Source organism: Acinetobacter sp. FY683, from assembly GCF_059515885.1.
Window position 1 is genome coordinate 1 of record NZ_JCAKNA010000011.1, and the last position, 20,550, is coordinate 20,550.

Annotated in this window: 19 protein-coding genes and 1 pseudogene; 10 read left to right on the forward strand and 10 right to left on the reverse strand. The window is 37.4% G+C overall.

All coding sequences use genetic code 11. The features are described from left to right. The 4 genes and pseudogenes from AC5YDH_RS07515 to AC5YDH_RS07530 all read right to left on the reverse strand — a co-directional run. Positions 1 to 499 (reverse strand): annotated as a pseudogene (locus AC5YDH_RS07515) (IS5-like element ISAba12 family transposase); the annotation flags it as partial. Positions 500 to 526: 27 nt separating this feature from the next. Further along, positions 527 to 1,114: a hypothetical protein gene (locus tag AC5YDH_RS07520; protein ID WP_496118198.1), complete on the reverse strand. Its 588-nt coding sequence runs from the start codon at positions 1,112 to 1,114 to the stop codon at positions 527 to 529. An 11-nt stretch (positions 1,115 to 1,125) separates the two neighbouring features. Beyond that, positions 1,126 to 2,133, reverse strand: coding sequence for a hypothetical protein (locus AC5YDH_RS07525; protein WP_496118200.1), 1,008 nt, complete (start codon positions 2,131 to 2,133; stop codon positions 1,126 to 1,128). Between the two features lie 118 nt (positions 2,134 to 2,251). Beyond that, positions 2,252 to 2,497, reverse strand: coding sequence for a SlyX family protein (locus AC5YDH_RS07530; protein ID WP_496118201.1), 246 nt, complete (start codon positions 2,495 to 2,497; stop codon positions 2,252 to 2,254). Between the two features lie 36 nt (positions 2,498 to 2,533). Here AC5YDH_RS07530 and AC5YDH_RS07535 point away from each other — a divergent pair, with 36 nt between their 5' ends. Further along, positions 2,534 to 4,441: an ATP-binding cassette domain-containing protein gene (locus AC5YDH_RS07535; protein WP_496118203.1), complete on the forward strand. Its 1,908-nt coding sequence runs from the start codon at positions 2,534 to 2,536 to the stop codon at positions 4,439 to 4,441. Positions 4,442 to 4,551: 110 nt separating this feature from the next. After that, on the forward strand, positions 4,552 to 5,487 hold the full coding sequence (lpxL, locus tag AC5YDH_RS07540) for an LpxL/LpxP family Kdo(2)-lipid IV(A) lauroyl/palmitoleoyl acyltransferase (RefSeq protein ID WP_496118205.1): 936 nt from the start codon (positions 4,552 to 4,554) through the stop codon (positions 5,485 to 5,487). Between the two features lie 286 nt (positions 5,488 to 5,773). Here lpxL and AC5YDH_RS07545 read toward each other — a convergent pair whose 3' ends face one another. Then, positions 5,774 to 6,892 (reverse strand): endonuclease/exonuclease/phosphatase family protein, encoded by a 1,119-nt coding sequence (locus tag AC5YDH_RS07545; RefSeq protein WP_496118207.1) that lies wholly within the window; start codon positions 6,890 to 6,892, stop codon positions 5,774 to 5,776. 183 nt (positions 6,893 to 7,075) lie between these two features. Here AC5YDH_RS07545 and asd point away from each other — a divergent pair, with 183 nt between their 5' ends. The 5 genes from asd (at position 7,076) to truA (ending at position 13,045) form a co-directional block, all read left to right on the forward strand. Next, positions 7,076 to 8,194 carry an aspartate-semialdehyde dehydrogenase gene (asd, locus tag AC5YDH_RS07550; RefSeq protein WP_496118209.1) on the forward strand — a complete coding sequence of 373 codons (1,119 nt, stop codon included), beginning with the start codon at positions 7,076 to 7,078 and terminating at the stop codon, positions 8,192 to 8,194. A 144-nt stretch (positions 8,195 to 8,338) separates the two neighbouring features. Continuing rightward, on the forward strand, positions 8,339 to 9,838 hold the full coding sequence (locus tag AC5YDH_RS07555) for a type IV pilus assembly protein FimV (protein ID WP_496118211.1): 1,500 nt from the start codon (positions 8,339 to 8,341) through the stop codon (positions 9,836 to 9,838). Between the two features lie 65 nt (positions 9,839 to 9,903). Beyond that, the gene (gene fimV / locus AC5YDH_RS07560) at positions 9,904 to 11,220 is read left to right on the forward strand and encodes a T4P machinery localization factor FimV (protein ID WP_496118213.1); all 1,317 of its coding nucleotides are present in this window, start codon (positions 9,904 to 9,906) and stop codon (positions 11,218 to 11,220) included. Between the two features lie 46 nt (positions 11,221 to 11,266). Then, complete coding sequence (locus AC5YDH_RS07565) at positions 11,267 to 12,232, forward strand: asparaginase (RefSeq protein ID WP_496118397.1); 966 nt, start codon at positions 11,267 to 11,269, stop codon at positions 12,230 to 12,232. Between the two features lie 15 nt (positions 12,233 to 12,247). After that, a complete protein-coding gene (gene truA / locus AC5YDH_RS07570) occupies positions 12,248 to 13,045 on the forward strand; it encodes a tRNA pseudouridine(38-40) synthase TruA (RefSeq protein WP_496118215.1) in 798 nt (265 codons plus the stop codon). Positions 13,046 to 13,123: 78 nt separating this feature from the next. Here truA and AC5YDH_RS07575 read toward each other — a convergent pair whose 3' ends face one another. After that, positions 13,124 to 14,131, reverse strand: a complete 1,008-nt coding sequence (locus AC5YDH_RS07575) for an AraC family transcriptional regulator (protein WP_496118217.1) — start codon at positions 14,129 to 14,131, stop codon at positions 13,124 to 13,126. 229 nt (positions 14,132 to 14,360) lie between these two features. On the opposite strand from AC5YDH_RS07575, the gene infA reads away from it, so the two are divergent. Then, a complete protein-coding gene (gene infA / locus AC5YDH_RS07580) occupies positions 14,361 to 14,582 on the forward strand; it encodes a translation initiation factor IF-1 (protein ID WP_001284370.1) in 222 nt (73 codons plus the stop codon). 125 nt (positions 14,583 to 14,707) lie between these two features. On the opposite strand, the gene leuB is transcribed toward infA, so the two are convergent. The 4 genes from leuB to leuC all read right to left on the reverse strand — a co-directional run bounded on the left by leuB (position 14,708) and on the right by leuC (position 18,695). Continuing rightward, on the reverse strand, positions 14,708 to 15,787 hold the full coding sequence (gene leuB, locus AC5YDH_RS07585; protein WP_496118244.1) for a 3-isopropylmalate dehydrogenase: 1,080 nt from the start codon (positions 15,785 to 15,787) through the stop codon (positions 14,708 to 14,710). Positions 15,788 to 15,829: 42 nt separating this feature from the next. Next, on the reverse strand, positions 15,830 to 16,393 hold the full coding sequence (locus AC5YDH_RS07590; RefSeq protein ID WP_496118246.1) for a hypothetical protein: 564 nt from the start codon (positions 16,391 to 16,393) through the stop codon (positions 15,830 to 15,832). A gap of 99 nt (positions 16,394 to 16,492) precedes the next feature. Then, entirely contained in the window at positions 16,493 to 17,143 is a 651-nt protein-coding gene (gene leuD / locus AC5YDH_RS07595; protein ID WP_496118248.1) for a 3-isopropylmalate dehydratase small subunit, read from the reverse strand. A 118-nt stretch (positions 17,144 to 17,261) separates the two neighbouring features. Further along, positions 17,262 to 18,695, reverse strand: coding sequence for a 3-isopropylmalate dehydratase large subunit (gene leuC / locus AC5YDH_RS07600; RefSeq protein WP_496118249.1), 1,434 nt, complete (start codon positions 18,693 to 18,695; stop codon positions 17,262 to 17,264). 392 nt (positions 18,696 to 19,087) lie between these two features. Here leuC and thyA point away from each other — a divergent pair, with 392 nt between their 5' ends. Together thyA and AC5YDH_RS07610 are read left to right on the forward strand one after the other, a co-directional pair. Continuing rightward, the gene (thyA, locus tag AC5YDH_RS07605) at positions 19,088 to 19,930 is read left to right on the forward strand and encodes a thymidylate synthase (RefSeq protein ID WP_496118251.1); all 843 of its coding nucleotides are present in this window, start codon (positions 19,088 to 19,090) and stop codon (positions 19,928 to 19,930) included. A 99-nt stretch (positions 19,931 to 20,029) separates the two neighbouring features. After that, a complete protein-coding gene (locus AC5YDH_RS07610) occupies positions 20,030 to 20,542 on the forward strand; it encodes a dihydrofolate reductase (protein ID WP_496118253.1) in 513 nt (170 codons plus the stop codon). Positions 20,543 to 20,550 lie beyond the last annotated feature (8 nt).

Consider the following 20,550-nt stretch of genomic DNA (forward strand, 5'->3'; position numbering starts at 1 on the left):
TTGTAAGCTGAACTGCTCGTATTTGTAGGGTTTTAGCATCTATACCAATATGAAGTTTACGCCATTGGCGACGATATTCAGGTCCATGTTTCTTGCGTTTCCATTCGCCCTCACCTAGAAACTTCATCCCTGTAGAGTCCATGAGTAGATGCAGCCCATCGCTACTTTTTTGGTAGCTGATTACAATATCAATATGCTTTTGTCTTCTACAAAGCGTGGTGTAATCTGGAGCTATCCAATTTAATCCGCAAAGTTTAATCAGACTTTGCACAAAGCCAGTGACCATACGTAAAGACAGACGGAATAAGGATTTAATCATTAAGCAGCATTGGATGGCTGCGTCGGAGTAGGTTTGATTTCGCCCTTGTTTGCCTTTTGATGGCGCATACCATTGCGTAGCAGGATCAAACCAAATGGCAATATTTCCGCGACTCATGAGTGCTCGGTTATATGCGGGCCAATTGGTTGTGCGGTAGATTTTGTGTGTAGGCTTCTTCATTTGAAAATTATATCGCTGAAAAACCCTTTACAGATAGGTTTGTGCAACAAAACCAGTCATAAGTACAAACAAGAAAGTAGCTTTAATATATGAGAGAAAATTAAAAGAGATACGCTTATCGCTTTTTTTATAATATTCATTTCCCTCTAACTTTAAATGAACTTCTTTCCATCTTTTTTTGAGACAATCCAACTCATTAAGCTTTAATGTAATTGATACAAATACCAAAATTATGAAAAATAATGGTAATAAAAATGGTGAAATTACTAAGAATAAAAGAAGAAAAATTTTTGAAGGCAAAGCGCAATAAATCTTACTTACTAGAATTACCAATAAATCATAAACAAGGAGTAATGATTTAGGATAAACAAAAATGAAGGACATTATAAATATTGTTATAACAATGCCATTTCCAAAAACATTGTAACGATCAGACACTAAAACTTGCGTAAAAGATGTATAAGCATTTAGATCAAAGAGAGAGAAATTAAAACCTAACTTCCGTGCAAAAGAATCTGTATATAAAATTCCAGCAAGTGAAATAGATGCGATAAAGAGTGTTGAAATAAATAAGAAAAACTTACCTATACGCCCCAAAATATCATCAATATTCATAAGTTATTTCTCTAACTCAAAAACATCTCATGACTGTACAAAACTTCATGTCCATTCCAATAAATATAACCTTTATCTAACAGCTCTTTCAGTAACAAACGAATATTTGATTGTGGAAATAATTGTTCTAATAAATCACGAAGCTCGTAAATATCTTTCGGTTTATCAGACTTTAGTTCTCGAAGTTTTTGTGCAACTTCTAATTGAACAGGGTCAATGACTGCAAAGTTTTTAAATAAACCATTATGTGCATTTTGAATATCGGTATTGGCATTCAATTCACTTTCTAACTGCTCTTTTTCAGCTTTTATATTACTTATAAATTCTAAAGCCGATTGCGTTATGGTTTCAGGTTCATCTACATGTTCTAAATCCAACGCAACCCACTGTTTCAAAACCTTCTTACGAAATGAAATTTGATCTTCAAAATTCTTCACCAGTTTTAAATTAATTAACATCCCAATTAAATGTTGTGCTTTGTCTGCATCTACATTGAGTACATTTAAAATTGAATTTTTAAGTTTCTCAATACTATTAGGTTTGCCTGACATGGTTTCCAGAACATCACAATACTGTTTCACAAGTATTAAGTCAGGATGATTCAAAATAGCTTGAACACTTGGCACAACTTGTTTGGCCACTTTAGTTGCAGAATTTTCTAATTCAACTTGAATTAAGCTACAACTGATATTTGAGCTTTGTAGCATTAAAATAAGCATGTCACTACTTGGCATAGCTGAAATGACTTCAACGTGTGTGTTTGCATCCAATAATGCCAATAACTGACCAACCACAACAGCATATTCAAACTCACGTTGCGATGCTTGAGGTGTGTCTAATACCACTACTTGACCACTGCTGATCCAGCTTGAAAATTCAGTTAAATCTTCCAAAGCAAATTCAAATTTACCACCACAATTAAAGACATAAAGTGTTGAATAATGTTCAATGACTTTACGTAATAAAGATATTGTTGGAATATTTTGCTCTAGATCGAATAGAACGACTTTTTGGCTCATAAATACAATTATGCTCAATAATTAACTTTATTAGATAGATAAGCGTAAAAAAGGTCAAATATAATCCAACCTTCATATACTACTTAACTCAAACAAGTTGTGAATAAATCAAAACTCATTAATAATGCGGTGGTTTATTCGTCAATGGATCAAACGGTGCAATTCCATCAGAATTATCTGATGCTTCTACACGTTGATACAAAATCCGCATTTGTTTTTTTAAATCAGCAAGTTCTTGACCTTGAATGATCAATTGTTCATTCAACTGATCAACTAAATCATCTAAAAATGCAATTCGCACTTGCAAATCTTCAATGGGTGCGGAAAATGACGCCTGTTCATCAAGATTTTGTTGTTTAGTCACTTTACACTCCTCACGTAGGATTTTTTAGGAAACATTATGGCCTATATTACTTTAAGGGATGTCCAACTCGCTTTTGGCGGACCTGCCCTACTCGACGGCGCGAACTTCAGTTTGGAGCGTGGCGAACGAGTGTGTTTAATCGGTCGTAATGGTGAGGGTAAGTCTACTTTACTTAAACTGATTGAGGGAACTTTATTACCCGATGCGGGTGAAGTTTCGTTGCAAAATGGCATTACAATTTCAATGCTTGCTCAAGATGTACCCATGGATTCAGGCAAAGTCGCTGATATTGTAGCCGATGGTGCTGGCGAAGCCGCATCTATTCTTCGTGCATATCATGAAGCAAGCGATGCATGTGTACTTGGCGATATGGATGCCTGCGAACGCATGGGCGATTTGCAACACAAAATGGATCAATTCGATGGTTGGTCTTTAGAAACTAAAGTTAACTCTATTTTAAGCAAAATGGGCTTAGACCCAGATGCCGATCTTGCAGATTTATCGGGTGGTCGTAAACGTCGCGTGCTTTTAGCTCGTGCCCTACTTACACAACCTGACGTATTATTACTCGACGAACCAACAAACCATTTGGACGTTGAAAGTATTGAATGGTTAGAAAAATTCTTACTCGACCAAAACAATTTGACCTTATTGTTTATTTCGCATGACCGTTCATTTGTAGATAGCATTGCAACTCGTATTGTCGAGCTTGATCGCGGTACTTTACGTAGCTACGAAGGTAACTATTCACGTTATTTAGAGCTTAAAGCGCAGCAAATGGAAGCTGAAGAAAAGCAAAATGCGCTTTTCGATAAACGTCTTGCAGAAGAAGAAGTTTGGATTCGTCAAGGGATTAAAGCACGTCGTACCCGTAATGAAGGTCGTGTTCGCGCACTAAAAGAATTACGTGAACAATCTAAAGCACGTCGCTCACAACAAGGCAAAGTGAGCATGGCTACTCAAGAAGCCAATCGCTCAGGTAAATTGGTATTTGATATTGAAAACCTAAGCGTTACCTTTGGTGACAATGCGCCAATTATCAAAGACTTCTCTGCATTGGTACTTCGTGGCGATCGTATTGGCTTAGTTGGCGATAACGGTGTAGGTAAAACAACATTAATCAAAGCAATTTTAGGTGAACTTGAGCATAGCGGCTCTGTAAAAACAGGCACACAACTCGAAGTTGCTTACTTTGACCAATTACGTAATGCACTTGACCTTGAAAAATCTGTAAAAGATAACGTATCTGAAGGCTCAGACCATGTTGATGTAAATGGTAATCGTCGTCATATTTACAGCTATTTACAAGACTTTTTATTCTCACCTGAGCGTGCTCGTACACCTGTTAAAGCCCTATCGGGTGGTGAACGTAATCGTATTTTATTGGCGAAGCTACTACTTAAGCCATCTAACTTAATTGTCATGGATGAGCCAACAAACGACCTAGACATGGTGACTTTAGAGTTACTTGAAGAAATGCTAGGTGGTTACAAAGGTACGTTACTATTGATTTCACATGACCGTGCATTCATGGATAACGTGGTTACCTCTACATGGGTATTTGATGGCAAAGGACAAATCGATGAATACATCGGTGGTTATCAAGATTATCTTGAACAACGTCCCGACCAAACTGCTGTTGGCTTAAAAAGTGATGCCAAGAAAGCTGCGGCAAAAGCTGAAGCAACTGCCGCTGCAGCTGCACCAAAAAAAGCTAAACTTAGCTATAAAGATCAACGTGCTTTAGAACAACTGCCTGCTGAAATGGAAGCGCTTGAAAAAGAACAAGCTGAAATTAATGCACAACTTGCAGATGGTTCTATGTTTGTATCTGATGCAGATAAAGCAATGAAGCTTTCAACTCGTTTAAGTGAAATTGATGAATTTTTACTTGAAAAGTTAGAGCGTTGGGAAGAACTTGAGAACTTAAGCAAAGGAAACTAAGCTTAATTTCGTATCAAAAAAGACATCTTGACCTTGGGTTTAGATGTCTTTTTATTTGCACAAATTAATCGTGTTAAACTACAGTTAATTTTTAAGGTTTCCTTGTTGCAATGAGTAAAAAGCCAGACTATAAACCAGGTGAATTTCAATGGTCATTTCTATTACCCAAATATTGGGGAATATGGATGGGTATTTTATTCCTGATGATTTTGGCAATTTTACCTTGGTCAATTCAGTACAGAATTGCAAACTTCCTTGGATCGGTTGCATTTAAATATTTAAAATCTCGTAAAAAAACAACGATACGAAATTTAGAACTGTGTTTTCCTGAATGGTCTGAAGCAGAGGTTCTTGAAAAATCTGAACAAGTCTTTATCGACCAAATGCTTGGCATTTTTGAAACACTAAATGCATGGTACTGCCCTAAATGGTTTGAAGGGCGTGTAGAGATTGAAGGCTTAGAACATATTCAAAATGCGCAAGCTCAAGGCAAAGGTGCACTTCTGCTAGGAACACATTCAACTTTACTTGATGCTGGTGGATATGTTTGTGCTCAATACTTCGACCCAGATGTCGTGTATCGTCCGCAAAACAATCCATTACTCGATATGCTCATTTACCGTTGTCGCTCAACCATTTATACAAACCAAATTGACCATGATGATATGCGTGGCTTAATTCGACATTTAAAAAATGGACGCGCAATTTGGTACAGCCCAGACCAAGATTTTGGCTTAAAACAAGGTGTTATGGCACCATTCTTTGGCGTTCCTGCTGCAACAGTAACAGCACATCGTCGTTTGTTAAAAATGACTAAAGCAGAAGCCATTCCACTTTATTTCTATCGTGATGGTGATATTTCTAATCCTAAATACAAAGTTTTAATTGAACCACCTGTAGAAAACTTACCAAGTGAAGATGAAGTGGATGATGCGACTCGTACAAATTTAATTATTGAACGTCAATTGCGTCTAGCCCCAACGCAATATATGTGGTTCCACCGTCGTTTTAAAACGCGCCCTGAAGGCTCAGAAAGCTTGTATTAATCTTTTAATTTTAAAGTCGTATCCCTTAAAAACAACAACCCGAGTTCTACATCCTGTAAAACTCGGGCTATATAGGGTTGTGCTGTTTCATATATTTATTCTTTTATCATTGGTTATCCTAACCATACATCATGTCCTTGATGTTTTTCCTTCAGCGTTGTCTTCCTTAGTGGGACTATCCATTCCCGTTCCTTGTGCTGATGTAGCAACAATAATGTTTTAACCTTTTCCTTCATAGCCTCCAAATCCTCAAAAGCTTGTAGGATATTGACTACAAAATATGATTTTAGCCCTTATTTTTATAATCTTGTGCAATTTCATCAGTCACAACTTTTTCCTCTTTTTCTGCTTTTTCAATGCCTTCTTGAATTGCTTCTTGTGCTTTTTCTTCATCAGCTTCGGTTTGCTCCAACTCTTGCTGAACGTCCTCAAAGACTCGTCCTGTTTGTAAAACCACATAAATTGGAAAATGATCCGATCCTATATGTGATAACCGCTTCATTTCAACCAAAGCAAAGTCTGTACTATGAAAAACATGATCGAGCGACCAACGAAGTAATGGATAATCTGCATGGAAAGTATTGACATAATGACGACCAACACGCGGATCTAATAAGCCACTAATTCGTTGAAATAACCGTGTTGTACGCGACCATGCAACATCATTTAGATCACCCATCACAATGCAGCTTGCATCAAGATCTTTAATTTGATCTCCCACAATTAAAAGTTCAGCATCACGTAATTTAGAATCTTTTGCTTCCGTGGGGCTTGGCGGTTTTGGATGCAAACAATACAACTGAACTTTGTGACCTGAATGTAAAGTCACTGTAGTATGAATGGATGGAATTTCATCACTCAAAATAAATTTCACTTCTGTATTAGAAAGCTTGAGTCGGCTATATAAGTGCATTCCATACAAATTATCTAAAGGAACAGCAACTTTATATGGATAATCAGGCTCTATGACTTCAAGCTTCTTTTGCCAGACCTCGTTTGTTTCTAGTGTTAATACAATGTCTGGCTGATATTCTTTAATTTGAGTAATGAGAGCATCATATTTCTGATTTGGTGTAAGTACATTAGAAACTAATATCGAAATCTGTTTGCTTCGATCCAATTGATCTTTACGCACCTTTTTTACCTGTTTCTTCCATATAAACGTATATGGAAGTACCATTTTTAGCTGATAAGCTACTGCTGCGATTAAACCTATAAGTATTATTTCACGCCATATATCCCATGGTGCATCCCAAATTAAAAGCAAAATAAGAGCACCTACTCCCAAGATAAGTATTTGTAAACGTGGGAAATCGGCTCCACGAAACCACCACTCATCTCTAGGAATAAGTGACCAAAAGCTTAGCCAAATCACTACAACTGCAATTACTTCTATCCAAACCATACTTTTTCTCTTTTATTCTTTATTTTTAATGGACTCATAAATTTATATCAATTTTCCATGTAACATAAACAAGTTATATTTCACAATATAAATGATGTTTTCATTCTGTAGCACTTGCAGTTACGTGCTCTTTTGATACACTCAAAGCCCTTTTTTTATTTTAACGCACCGAGGCAAAGTGACATGAAAGTAGGTCTGGTCGGTTGGCGCGGGATGGTTGGTTCTGTCCTTATGCAACGTATGGTTGAAGAGAATGATTTTGCTCATTTTGAGCCATTCTATTTCTCTACCAGTAATGCAGGTGGTGAAGCCCCTGCGTTTGGCGGTAAAACTGCCCCAGCACTTATGGATGCAACAGACATTAAGAGTCTGAAGCAAATGGATGTCATTATTACCTGCCAAGGTGGTGACTACACGTCTGAAGTTTTCCCTAAATTAAAAGCGGAAAACTGGGCTGGTTATTGGATTGATGCTGCATCTACTTTACGTATGGATGATGAAGCAATTATCGTTCTAGATCCTGTGAACATGAACGTGATTAAAGATGGTTTAGTAAATGGTACTAAAACATTTGTAGGCGGTAACTGTACCGTTTCACTCATGTTGATGGGCTTAGGTGGCTTATTCCAAAACAATTTAGTGGAATGGGCAACATCTATGACTTACCAAGCCGCTTCAGGTGCTGGTGCGCAAAATATGCGTGAACTCATTAGTGGTATGGGCTACTTGTACAACAATACAAAAGACTTGTTAGATGACCCACGCTCACCAATTCTTGATATCGATTCAAGAATTGCTGAATTACAACGTGGTGAAGGCTTCCCATCTGCAAACTTTGGCGTGCCTTTAGCTGGCTCACTCATTCCTTATATCGACAAGCAACTTGAAAGCGGTCAATCTAAAGAAGAATGGAAAGGTCAAGTTGAAACCAACAAAATTTTAGGTAATCAACAAATCGTTCCTATTGACGGTCATTGTGTTCGTATTGGCGCAATGCGTTGTCACTCTCAAGCATTAACATTAAAATTGAAAAAAGATGTTCCGCTTGATGAAATTGAAGATATGTTACGTAGCGCAAACCAATGGGCTAAAGTTGTTCCAAATACACGTGAAGCGTCTATGACAGATCTTACACCTGTAGCTGTAACAGGTACTTTAAGCGTTCCAGTAGGTCGTTTACGTAAACTAAATATGGGTAAAGAGTACCTAGGTGCATTCACCGTAGGTGACCAATTACTTTGGGGCGCTGCTGAGCCTTTACGCCGTATGCTTCGAATTTTAATTGATTTTAAAAATGCTTAATTTCAATTAAAAATCTAAAAAGCCGATCTAGTATGATCGGCTTTTTTATGACAGTTCACGGTATTTATTTTACAAATAGTCTTCAAATCGCTAATCTATAATTATAATTTCCGCTTTGCGATTGTGACCGAGCCTAAGATTAATATGACCACGTATAACAAATTAAAGATCGCAATTTTAACAATTATTGCATCACAAAATATTTATGCGATCAATGTCGACCCTGCCATTATTCAATCAAGTGCGGGTGAATTACTTTATGCAGAATTAAGTTTTCGTCAATCTGATACAAATACACCTCTTGAGGTGAGTTTAGCAAAACCAGAAGACTTAATATCTATTGGGGCAACACACCAACCACCAGGACATCTTAACTTTTTTACTCGTAGAAATACGAATGGTACAGGTGTAATTACTATTACATCGTCAAGACCTATTATTGATCCTGAACTCAATATTATTGTAAAAATTAAAGAAGGTTCTACAACTCGCTTACAACAAATTAAAAAACCATTAGCTCGCAGCAGTACCACTACAACAAACAAAACATCAAACAGAGAAAATTCATTAACTCCTATTATGATTGTTAATGAAAAAGATATTGCCTTAAATTTACCTACAAGTAGTTCATATACATTGCCATCTGTACAACAAACCGTAAATTTAGAGCCACTAAAAATAACACCTCCCCCGCTTCAAAAATCAAATGTAACAACACCTGCACCAATTGTTCTGCAATCTGCACCAATGGTAAATAATACATCTCAAGCAATATCATCATCGGTTAAAACTGAAAAAGTCATAGAAAATCCAACACAACAACCCGCGGTTAAAGTGCAAAGTTCAGTTCCAAAATCTGTGCCTGCTCAAAATATTCAAATTGCACCACCTATTCCACAACCAAATGTTTCTGCTGATCCTTTAGCTAGAAAGTTTGCAGAAGAAGAACTAGCGAAAAAAGCACAAGAAGCCAAAGCTAAACCTGTAGAATCTCGAACAGATGAAGCAATAAAAGTGGAGCCTCAAAAAACTGAAGCTCCAACTAATAAACAACCAAAATCTGAAATAAAAACAAGTCCACGTTCTAATTCAGCTAACACTAACGAAAAACATGTGGTGAGAAGTAATGAATCTTTATGGGCAATTGCATCAAGAATTGCAGATCAACAAAATCGTTCTGTAAATTCTGTTATGCAACAAATTAAAGCGAATAATGAACATGCGTTTATTAGAGGTGATGCTAATCGTTTAAAACGTGGCGTAACTTTAAACTTGCAAGAAACAACAGCAGACCAAAATGCTAAAAAAGTTGCTGCAAATAAAGCTAAACAACCTCAAATGAAACAGTCTGGGAAAGCAAAATATCGCTTAAACCAAGCGGAAATGAGCTTAGTTGCAGAGAGTGAACAAAACTCGGCTCATGGCTCTTCATCAAAAAATACGACAAGCAATAAAACTTCTCAAAATTTAACATCAAAGGTTATGACATCTCGAGAAAAAACCGTTAAATTACAGAAAGACGTAACCCAGTTAGAAAAGGCGTTAAATCAAAAGGATCATAGAATTCAATTATTGAATGCCCGTCTTGCTCAACTTCAACAACAGTTGGAAAACCAACAAGCTGTAAAAAAAGCTCACAACTAATTTGTTTCACTAAGTTTTCAAGGATTTACCTTCATTAAAAAGGTACTTCCATAAGGGGTATAGATATGCTGATGTACGTGATTCCACTCATCATTTTGATTATCGTTTTACTTGTTGTCAAAAAGCGTCAAGATGCTCAAGAATCAAGTCAGCCTGCAAAGAAAGGAAATACAAAAAGTAAGGCCAAAAAATCGAGTCCAACTCGATCATCTGCACGTTCAACTAAAATTGTTGAAGATGACATTCTTGAAACAAAACAAACTCAGCCTCTTTCAGCAGATACTCGTAAAAAAATTGAAATACTCATAAAAGATCATAATTTTTTTGCAGCCGAAGCTCAAATTAACCAAGCATTAAAACGTAACAATGCTCAACACGAACTATATTTATTATTACTCGATGTTCACTTAGAGCAAAAAGATGAATTTGCAATTAATCAATTACTTAACCATCTAAATGCGTTAGAACTTTACGACATCGCTCAACAAGCAGAAGCAAAAGTTGCTGATAAAAAATCGAGTGCTAAAGCTGATAAATTAATTCAATTCACACCAAACACTGCAGAAGCAACTCAACAGCCTGTAAAACCAGCTCCTCAAGATTCTTTGTCAGATGATGCTTTTGATGCACTGATTAGTGCACCAACAGCGCCAACAAAAGCTGTTGAAGAAGAAAAAATAGCATTTGAAGAAACTCAATTAGAATTTACGGCTCCTATTATTAAAGAAGCTCCTGAAGAAATTCATCCTGCTGTTGAAAATACACCTTTAGAATTCAACCCATCATTTGCGCCTTCCGAAGCTCAACCTAAAGTTGAAGAAGTATCTGTAGCAGATGAAATTAAACCACTAGATTTTTCATTTACGCTTTCTAGCAATGAAGAATTAACTGAAGAAAAGCCAAACCAACAATCTGAGTTTATTGCTGAAGAACCACTGAAAGCCAATGAATTTAATTTAGACTTTATATCGAATAAAACCCCTGCTGCAGAACCTGAAAAAGCAACAGCTACATTAGATGAGCAACCTGAATTTAGTTTTAGTTTAGATTCAACACCATCTAGCTCTGAAACAGTAAGCAATGAAGTAGAGATCGAAACAGATCTGAATATTGCTGTGCCAGAAGAAATCTTACCAACACCTGTTGCTATAGAAACACCTGTTGTTGCCGTATCTAATTTAGATACTACAGATCCTTTAGTTCAATCATTTCCATCTCTTGCAGAAATCAATGAAATTGAATTAAACCTAGACCTAGCTCAAAAATATATTGAACTTGGCGCTTACGATGCTGCACGTACAATCTTGGCAGAGAATGAAGTGGACTATTCATCTGAACAACGTCAAATTGCAGATCAGTTACTGAATCAAATCGCATCTTAATAAAAAACGAATTACACTAAAGCAGTCATTCTTGGCTGCTTTTTTTATGATGAAAAAAATTGCTTTAATTTATATGGGGGGAACTTTTGGTTGTATTGGTGAGCCACTAGCGCCCATGCCTGCTGAAAATTTTCTTCCTCTATTACAACACCTCCTTACACTTCAATTTGATATTGAATGTTTTGTATCACCTGTGATTAAAGACAGTAGTGCTTGCACAGCGGAAGACTGGTTAAAACTTATAAAGTTTATTCAAGAATTACAGCAAAAACGATATCAACATTTTGTGATTATTCACGGTACAGATACTCTAAGTTATGCAAGCGCCGTTCTTGCACATTTCTTAGGTAATTCTGCAAGTGTTGTACTTACGGGCAGTCAATATCCCCTGTTAAATATAAAAGGTGATGACACACGCGAATTTACAGATGCCACAATAAATCTTAATTTTGCACTAGATTCAGTTTTTAAATATTCAAACGGCGTTTTCCTAGCCTTCCACCACCGCCTAATTCACGCTCAAACAGCGTTAAAACGACATACAACAGAACTTGATGCATTTATTGGTATAGATGCTAATCAGGCAATTTTGGCGACTACAGACGCATTCAAGATAGATAATCAGCTTATTACTAAAGCCCAAAGTTTTAATTGCTTAAATCTCATGTGGCAACCCATTGCGATAGAGCAACAAATACAGAACTTAGAATCATTCATTGAAAATCCACCGCATGCCTTAATTTTACAAGGATTTGGTACAGGAAACATTGCTGTGAATGAAAAACTCATTCAGGTTTTAAAAAGTATTCGAGCCAAAAACTGCGCTGTAATTATTAATAGCCAAGTACCCTTTGGCTCACTTGATCAACGCTATGCCGTAAGTGAATGGATTACACATTCAAACTTTTTAGTAAGTAATAGCTTTAGTCATGCAGATCTTTATGCAAAAGCATTAAAAATGTATTTAAAATACGACTCCGTAGAACAATGGCACAACCATTGGATTAATTAAGTATTTGAGGTGAATATGCAACGTTTTGCAGTCGGTATTGAGTTTTCTGGCGTTCAATATAGAGGGTGGCAAACTCAACAGTCTGGCGTAGTAAGCGTGCAAGAAACCATTGAAACGGTTTTATCCAAAATTGCCAATGAACCTATTCTACTTCACGGCGCAGGTCGAACCGATGCTGGCGTGCATGCAACAAATATGGTTGCACATTTCGATACCCATGCTATTCGTCCAATTCGTGGCTGGTTGATGGGTGCAAATAGCACACTACCTAAAGACATTTCGATCCAATGGATTAAAGAAATGGATTCGGACTTTCATGCGCGTTTTAAAGCGCAAGCACGCCGCTATCGTTATGTTATTTATAATAATCCACAACGTCCTGCACTTTTGCACAAGCAAGTTACACATGTATTTAATCCGCTGAATGTTGAAAAAATGATGGAAGCGGCTAAAAAGTTTGAAGGCACGCATAACTTTGAAAGTTTCCGCGCCGCTGCTTGCCAATCGAATCAGCCAGTTCGTCATGTGACTCATTCAAGACTAATTCGACATGGCTGTTATTTAGTTTTAGATATTCAAGCCGATGGTTTCTTACATCACATGGTTAGAAATATTGTGGGATGCTTATTAGAAATTGGTCAAGGCATGTATGAAGTTGACCATATTGATGAAATTTTTGCAGCTGAAGATCGTAAAGCTGCAGGTATTACCGCTCCGCCAGATGGCTTATATTTCATTCATGCAGATTACCCTGAACAATTTGATTTACCTAAAATGCCTTTAGGCCCTCATTGGTTGAATATGCCTGAGTAATAATCCCTCCTACCCCTCATTGTATAAAGAATAGAAATAAAAAAGCCCCCTTTAAAAAAAGGGGGATTTAGATGAATTCTAACGCTGCTTTCTTTTTCTATATTCGACAGGCGTTTCATTTGTCCAACGCTTAAAAGCTCGATAAAATGTACTTGGCTCAGAAAAACCTGTTAAATACACAATGCGTTCTACGCTTTCATTGGTTCCTGCCAATAAGCGCTTTGCCAATCGACAACGATAATCTGACAAAATTTGCTGAAAACTGGTATTTGCCTCACTCAATTGTGTACGCAAACGACGCGGTGTAATACTTAATTGTGAAGCAACTGTTTCTAATGTGGTTTCACCTTTCTCCAAAGTAAAACCAATCGCACGGCGCACCTCACCCACCAAATCATAACGAGCAAGTTCCTGTAATTTTTCTAAGGCTAATTGCTCATGCATTTGAAAAAGTTCAGGTTCTGCTTGCCACAATTGATAATCTAAAATTGCAGGATCAAAATACAAACGTGTTTCCTCTTGTCCTAAACTCACAGGACATTCATACACACGTAAATATTCATCATCCGAAGCACCCTGACTAAAATTGAAGTCGATATAAATAGGTTCGAAGCGACCTTCTGTAATAAATTTAAAGAAACGAAGTACGCCACTCATCGCACATTCAGAAAAATGTCGATTTACAATATTTTCAGCATGAGATTGCTTGCCATTCGTTAAATAACAACGTCCATCTTCAACCACCAATATTGCATTAAAAGCATCACTAATTAGACGTTGATATGCCAAAGCACGTTTTAAACCTTCGCCAAAATTTTCAGAAGAAATAAAGAGATGCTCAATTACTTGCCCTCGATATAAAGGCAAGTTCTCTCCTAGATGCAAACCAATATCTGTATCTCGACTGACCTCTTCTGCCGCAACCCAAAATGCATACTGCGCATTCAATGGTGTACGATCATTGGCATCGACTTGACCTAAAGCAACACCTGCCTTTGTCAAAATTTCATCTGTGGGTAAACCCGCACGACGAATCGCTTGATAACCCAATCGTAGTATTACAGATGCATCTGTTTGCTGACTCACGCAAAAACCTTCCTTGTATGTTCTTCATTTATACTTAAAAACATTCAATTTAGATTAACTGTGATTGACCAAACTGACAACAGAACAAATTCTATTTTATGAAAAAACTTTAAACGCACCATTCGCTTATTTGATTGACAGATGAGCATAGTTCAAGGCTTAGAACCTTGTAATATGCAAAAAAATTGACTATAATTTGCGCCTTCCCAATTTGATACTCAGGTAGGCTATGGCCAATAAAGAGGAACTCATCGAGTTCGAAGGCGTTGTCACCGAAACGCTTCCTAATACTATGTTCCGTGTACGTTTAGAAAACGGTCACGAAGTGATTGCTCACATTTCTGGTAAAATGCGTAAACACTATATTCGTATTTTAACTGGCGACAGTGTTAAAGTTGAAATGACACCTTACGATTTAACGAAGGGTCGTATCACTTACCGTGCGCGTTAAGTTTTAGCGATAGCAAAAAAGTCACTGTGAAGTGGCTTTTTTTATATGCTTTAAAATACGAAGTATTTAAATACTGAAATAAAAAAACGCAGCATAATAGCTGCGCTTTCCCATACAAATTAGAATTAGTTCAATGCAGATACAACAGCTTGACCCATTTCTACAGTACCCACTTTTGTGTTCCCTTCAGACATAATGTCTGCTGTACGTAAGCCTTGATCCAATACATTACCCACAGCATCTTCAATTGCTTTAGCAGCTTCTTCAGCACGGAATGTATAGCGAAGCATCATGGCAACAGAAAGAATCGTTGCTAATGGGTTTGCTATATTTTGACCTGCGATATCAGGTGCAGAACCATGACATGGCTCATACATACCTTTACCATTTTCATCTAAAGATGCAGATGGCAACATACCAATAGAACCTGTCAACATTGCAGCTTCATCAGACAAGATATCACCAAACAAGTTACCCGTTACAATTACATCAAATTGCTTAGGTGCACGAACCAATTGCATTGCAGCATTATCTACATACATGTGAGATAAATTGATCTCAGGATACTGCTCTTCTTTCAAAGCAGTTACTGTTTGCTTCCAAAGCTCGGTTACTTCAAGTACGTTTGCTTTATCTACAGAACATACTTTTCCACCACGTAAACCCGCCAACTCAAATGCAACCTTTGCGATACGCTTAATTTCAGACTCAGCATAAACATCGGTATTAAAACCTTGTTTCTCGCCATTTTCTAATTCACGAATACCACGTGGCTGACCAAAGTAAATACCACCCGTTAATTCACGAACAATCAAAATATCCAAACCTGCAACAATTTCAGGTTTTAAGCTAGAAGCATCTGCCAATTGTGGATAAAGAATCGCAGGACGTAAATTTGCAAAAAGGTTTAATTCGCTACGAATTTTTAACAAACCACGCTCAGGACGAATTGAACGCTCAATTGTGTCCCATTTAGGACCACCTACCGCACCTAATAAAAGTGCATCCGCTTTTTTCGCTTGTTCTGCTGTTACATCTGGATAAGGTGAACCATGAGCATCAATTGCTGCACCACCTAACAACCCTTGTTCCCACGTCAAACCTAAATTGAATTTTTCATTTACACGCGTAAGCACTTGTTCAGCCGCTTTTACAATTTCAGGACCAATGCCGTCACCCGGTAAAATCAAGATATGTTTTGACATGAGTTTTTCCATTTTTAGTATCAATTGAAAATTGATGAAGTATTAAGTTTTTTGTTCTGTAAACTCGCCAAGTCCATTTAAAACGTTGTAGGGCTTACAAAAACGTCGAACAACCTTTTGACCTTCTTTTAAATCAACGCACAAAGGTTCTGGCGCAGAAACATTTAGAAGGCTACCACTTACGTTATTTCGTTCGCGGTACATACGAAACGTATATTTTTGATTTGCCTTAAAGCGATGAATAACATACAACTTTTCAGCACGATCTTTAGACACAGGATAAAAACGAATAACCACTTCATGTTGCATAGGCTTCACAGACAAATAAATTTTATCTGCATCTACAGCATTGAGATTAACCCGAACAATGCCTTGTTCCATTGCATCACGATCAATTCGATGACTATCTTCCTTTACTATGACTGTTGGTCCTAAACGCTCAAACTCACAAAGCACAACACCTGAACAATATAGTTTTGCATTAGATTGTGTGTTTGGTGTTTCTTGAATCTTTTTTAGTCTAGCAATGTCTAAAGTTTGGCAGGCTGCTAAAGTCATAACAGCACTGCACATTAAAATAAGTTGACCAAAAGATTTTATCTTCATTTAAAACCAACCCAAGAATGTCAAATTCATAATAGAAATTATTACGCTTTGATGTTAACAAGAGTTAGGTCTCTAATCCACGACAAAATATTTCAAATATTAGCCACTAATTTCGCTAAATACCCAAGGACGAGATGCTTTGGTTTTTTCCTCATAAGTACGAATATCATCGCTTGCTTGCAAAGTTAAACCAATATCATCTAAACCATTTAATAAGCAGTGCTTACGGAATGGATCAACTTCAAATTTAAAGCTTTCACCGCTTGGTGTACGTACTTCTTGTGCTTCCAAATCAATGGTTAATTGATAACCTTCTGTCGCAAAACATTCTTTAAATAATTGATCTACAATCTCTTCAGATAAGATCACAGGCAACATGCCATTTTTAAAGCTGTTATTAAAGAAGATATCGGCATAACTTGGTGCAATCACGGTACGGAAACCATATTCTTCAAGTGCCCACGGCGCATGCTCACGACTAGAACCACAACCGAAGTTAGCACGTGAAATCAAGATTGAAGCACCTTGATAACGTGGTTGATTCAAGGTGAAATCTTTATTCAAAGGGCGCTTTGAATTATCTTGCCCCAAAAAGCCTTCATCCAAATAACGTAATTCATCAAATAAATTTGCGCCAAAACCACTACGCTTAATTGATTTCAAAAATTGTTTTGGAATAATTAAATCTGTATCCACATTGGCACGGTCTAATGGTGCAACGATACCTTGTTCAACGGTATATTTTTTCATTGTCTTTATTCCTAAAGAATATCATTACTTTAAATTTCCCCTAACCCCTCTTTAATAAAGATGGGAACTCCCCCCCTTTTAGAAAAGGTGAGAAGCATTGCTTCGCAAGAGGGAGATTTTAGAAACTGCGCACGTCTACAAAATGACCTGCAATTGCTGCAGCTGCCGCCATTGCTGGGCTCACCAAATGCGTACGACCACCATTACCTTGACGACCTTCAAAGTTACGGTTTGATGTCGAAGCACAGTGTTCACCTGATTGTAATTTGTCAGCATTCATTGCCAAACACATAGAGCAACCCGGCTCACGCCATTCAAAACCAGCTTCAATTAAAATTTTATCTAAACCTTCAGCTTCAGCTTGTGCTTTCACTAAACCAGAACCTGGAACAACCATCGCTTGTTTGATACTTGCAGCGACTTTTTTGCCTTTAGCAACTTCAGCCGCAGCACGAATATCTTCAATACGAGAATTTGTGCAAGAGCCAATAAACACGCGATCTAATTGAATATCAGCCAAGGCTTGACCTGCATTTAAGCCCATATAGTTATACGCACGTGTCCAGTCATTACGCTGTACATCATCTTTTGCTTGTTCTAATGTTGGAACTGCTTTTGAAACAGGAATCACCATTTCAGGAGATGTACCCCAAGACACTTGTGGTTCAATTTCTTCACCTTGCAATACAACTACTGTATCGAAATGTGCGTCTTCATCAGAATGTAAAGTATTCCAATAGGCAACAGCTTGATCCCACTGCTCGCCTTTCGGTGCATACGGACGGTCTTTCACGTATTCAATAGTTTTGTCATCGACAGCCACCATACCCACGCGTGCACCGCCTTCGATTGCCATATTACATACGGTCATACGACCTTCAATCGACATATCACGGAACACTTGACCACCGAACTCAATCGCGTGACCTGTACCACCTGCGGTACCAATTTTTCCAATAATGGCCAATACAACATCTTTTGGTGTTACGCCTTGACCCAACTTACCGTCAACACGCACCAACATGTTTTTCATTTTCTTTTGTACTAAACACTGAGTTGCCAATACATGCTCAACTTCAGAAGTACCAATACCATGTGCCAAACAACCAAAGGCGCCATGTGTTGCAGTGTGAGAGTCACCACAAACTACAGTCATACCTGGCAAAGTTAAACCCTGTTCAGGACCAACCACGTGTGCAATACCTTGGCGCACATCATTAATATCAAACTGAACCACGTTAAATGTTTTGCAGTTGTCATCTAAAGTTTGAACCTGAATACGCGACGTGTCATCTTCAATACCCGCAATACCTTCTGAACGCTCTTTGGTAGATGTTGGTACGTTATGGTCAGGTGTAGCCACGTTTGCGCTTAAACGCCACGGTTTACGACCTGCAAGTTGCAAACCTTCAAATGCTTGTGGAGAAGTCACTTCATGTAATAAATGACGATCGATATAAAGCAATGCTGAACCATCGTCTCGTTGTTTTACTAAATGGTCATCCCATAATTTATCGTACAATGTTTTAGATTTTTGGGTTTCGCCTGCCATGTCGAGGTACTCCACTGGACTGGGTATATTCTTAAATTACGTTCGATTATAGCTCTCATATCGCATAAATCTAATTTATCATTTTTATTAGTTCAAAAACTTTTTGGAATTAAATTGCTACACAACATGAACAAATTACAATGCTTGAAAGTACATTCATACGTTATGAAATTAAATTGATCTTTCATTTCACAACTCTTATTTATATATGTCTTATAATTAAAATATAAGATATTGATTAAAAACAAAAAAATTAATGGAAAACTTTCTCTTCAGTGCGACTTAAAATTAATGTGCTATTAGTATAAACTCATCGCAATATATTATTTTTCTATACACCTGAAAGCCCTTCATTTATGACGGCTTTTAAAGGGGAATAAAACAGGACATTTATGAAAGCGTATTTAGACCTTCTACAACACATCCTCGACAACGGTGGCGATAAAGGCGACCGTACTGGTACAGGTACACGTTCTGTATTCGGTCACCAAATGCGTTTTGACCTTTCTAAAGGTTTTCCATTACTGACCACTAAAAAAGTTCACTTCCGTTCAATTGTCATTGAATTACTTTGGTTCCTTAAAGGCGATACCAATGTTAAATATTTACAAGACAACAAAGTAACGATTTGGGATGAATGGTCTACAGCAGAACAAACTGCTCGCTTTGGTCGTCCTGAAGGTGAATTAGGTCCTGTTTACGGTCATCAATGGCGTAACTTTGGTGGTACTAAAAAAGAAAATGGTTTGTATGAGCAAGATGGTTTTGATCAAATAAAATGGCTTATTAATGAAATTAAAACCAATCCAAATTCACGACGCTTAATTGTGTCTGGTTGGAACCCCAATGAAGCAGGTCAAGTTGCTTTACCACCTTGCCATACCTTGTTCCAATTCTTTGTTCACAACGGAAAATTATCTTGTCAGCTTTATCAACGTAGTGCTGATGTTTTCCTTGGCGTGCCATTTAATATTGCAAGCTACGCCCTACTTACCCATATGATTGCTCAAGTATGCGACTTAGAAGTAGGAGATTTTGTTTGGACAGGTGGCGATACGCATTTATATGCCAACCATTTTGAACAAACTCAATTACAACTGAGCCGTGAACCATTACCATTATGTCAATTGAAGCTTAATCCTGAAATTAAAGACATCTTCGATTTCAAATTTGAAGACATCGAAATTGTTGGTTATGAATCACACCCAGGTATTAAAGCACCTGTAGCGGTTTAATTTTTAGAAAATAATCCCCCTACAACAAAGGGGGAGCTTTCATATAAAACTCCCAACTGATGAAAAAAATTGGGAGAGATTCAAAGGATTAGAGTCATTATGGCATTTCAAAATTTAGAAGTTGTTCATGTTGTTGCCATGGATCAAAAGCACTGCATCGGTAAAGGCAACGACTTACCTTGGCATATTTCTGCCGACCTAAAACACTTCAAAGAAATCACTCAAGGTGGTGTTGTGGTGATGGGGCGTAAAACCCTTGAGTCTATGGGACGTACTTTACCAAAACGTGTGAATTGGATTATTACACGCGACACAAATTGGGCTTTTGAAGGAACTAAGGTTGCGTATAGCATTGAAGATGCACTTGCTCAAGCTGTTGAAGATGTAAAAGCCTCTGAAAAACCAAATACTATTTTTATTATCGGTGGTGGTGAAATTTTCAAACAAACAATTAATATTGCCGATCGTTTAGAACTTACTCATGTTGAACTTGATGTACAAGGTGATGCTTTCTACCCAGAAATTCCTAATAGTTTTATGAAAGTAGCTTCTGAAAAACATACAGACGACAAAACTAGTATTGCATTTGAGTTTGCAACTTACCGAAAATAAAGACAATT

What these genes read in the sequence shown, in the direction of transcription:
- AC5YDH_RS07590 (WP_496118246.1), bottom strand. Translation starts at nt 16,393, where the DNA reads ATGAAGATAAAATCTTTTGGTCAACTTATTTTAATGTGCAGTGCTGTT.
- infA (WP_001284370.1), top strand. Translation starts at nt 14,361, where the DNA reads ATGGCCAATAAAGAGGAACTCATCGAGTTCGAAGGCGTTGTCACCGAA.
- leuB (WP_496118244.1), bottom strand. Translation starts at nt 15,787, where the DNA reads ATGTCAAAACATATCTTGATTTTACCGGGTGACGGCATTGGTCCTGAA.
- fimV (WP_496118213.1), top strand. Translation starts at nt 9,904, where the DNA reads ATGCTGATGTACGTGATTCCACTCATCATTTTGATTATCGTTTTACTT.
- thyA (WP_496118251.1), top strand. Translation starts at nt 19,088, where the DNA reads ATGAAAGCGTATTTAGACCTTCTACAACACATCCTCGACAACGGTGGC.
- leuD (WP_496118248.1), bottom strand. Translation starts at nt 17,143, where the DNA reads ATGAAAAAATATACCGTTGAACAAGGTATCGTTGCACCATTAGACCGT.
- AC5YDH_RS07565 (WP_496118397.1), top strand. Translation starts at nt 11,267, where the DNA reads ATGATGAAAAAAATTGCTTTAATTTATATGGGGGGAACTTTTGGTTGT.
- leuC (WP_496118249.1), bottom strand. Translation starts at nt 18,695, where the DNA reads ATGGCAGGCGAAACCCAAAAATCTAAAACATTGTACGATAAATTATGG.
- truA (WP_496118215.1), top strand. Translation starts at nt 12,248, where the DNA reads ATGCAACGTTTTGCAGTCGGTATTGAGTTTTCTGGCGTTCAATATAGA.
- AC5YDH_RS07610 (WP_496118253.1), top strand. Translation starts at nt 20,030, where the DNA reads ATGGCATTTCAAAATTTAGAAGTTGTTCATGTTGTTGCCATGGATCAA.
- AC5YDH_RS07545 (WP_496118207.1), bottom strand. Translation starts at nt 6,892, where the DNA reads ATGGTTTGGATAGAAGTAATTGCAGTTGTAGTGATTTGGCTAAGCTTT.
- lpxL (WP_496118205.1), top strand. Translation starts at nt 4,552, where the DNA reads ATGAGTAAAAAGCCAGACTATAAACCAGGTGAATTTCAATGGTCATTT.
- asd (WP_496118209.1), top strand. Translation starts at nt 7,076, where the DNA reads ATGAAAGTAGGTCTGGTCGGTTGGCGCGGGATGGTTGGTTCTGTCCTT.
- AC5YDH_RS07535 (WP_496118203.1), top strand. Translation starts at nt 2,534, where the DNA reads ATGGCCTATATTACTTTAAGGGATGTCCAACTCGCTTTTGGCGGACCT.
- AC5YDH_RS07520 (WP_496118198.1), bottom strand. Translation starts at nt 1,114, where the DNA reads ATGAATATTGATGATATTTTGGGGCGTATAGGTAAGTTTTTCTTATTT.
- AC5YDH_RS07525 (WP_496118200.1), bottom strand. Translation starts at nt 2,133, where the DNA reads ATGAGCCAAAAAGTCGTTCTATTCGATCTAGAGCAAAATATTCCAACA.
- AC5YDH_RS07555 (WP_496118211.1), top strand. Translation starts at nt 8,339, where the DNA reads ATGACCACGTATAACAAATTAAAGATCGCAATTTTAACAATTATTGCA.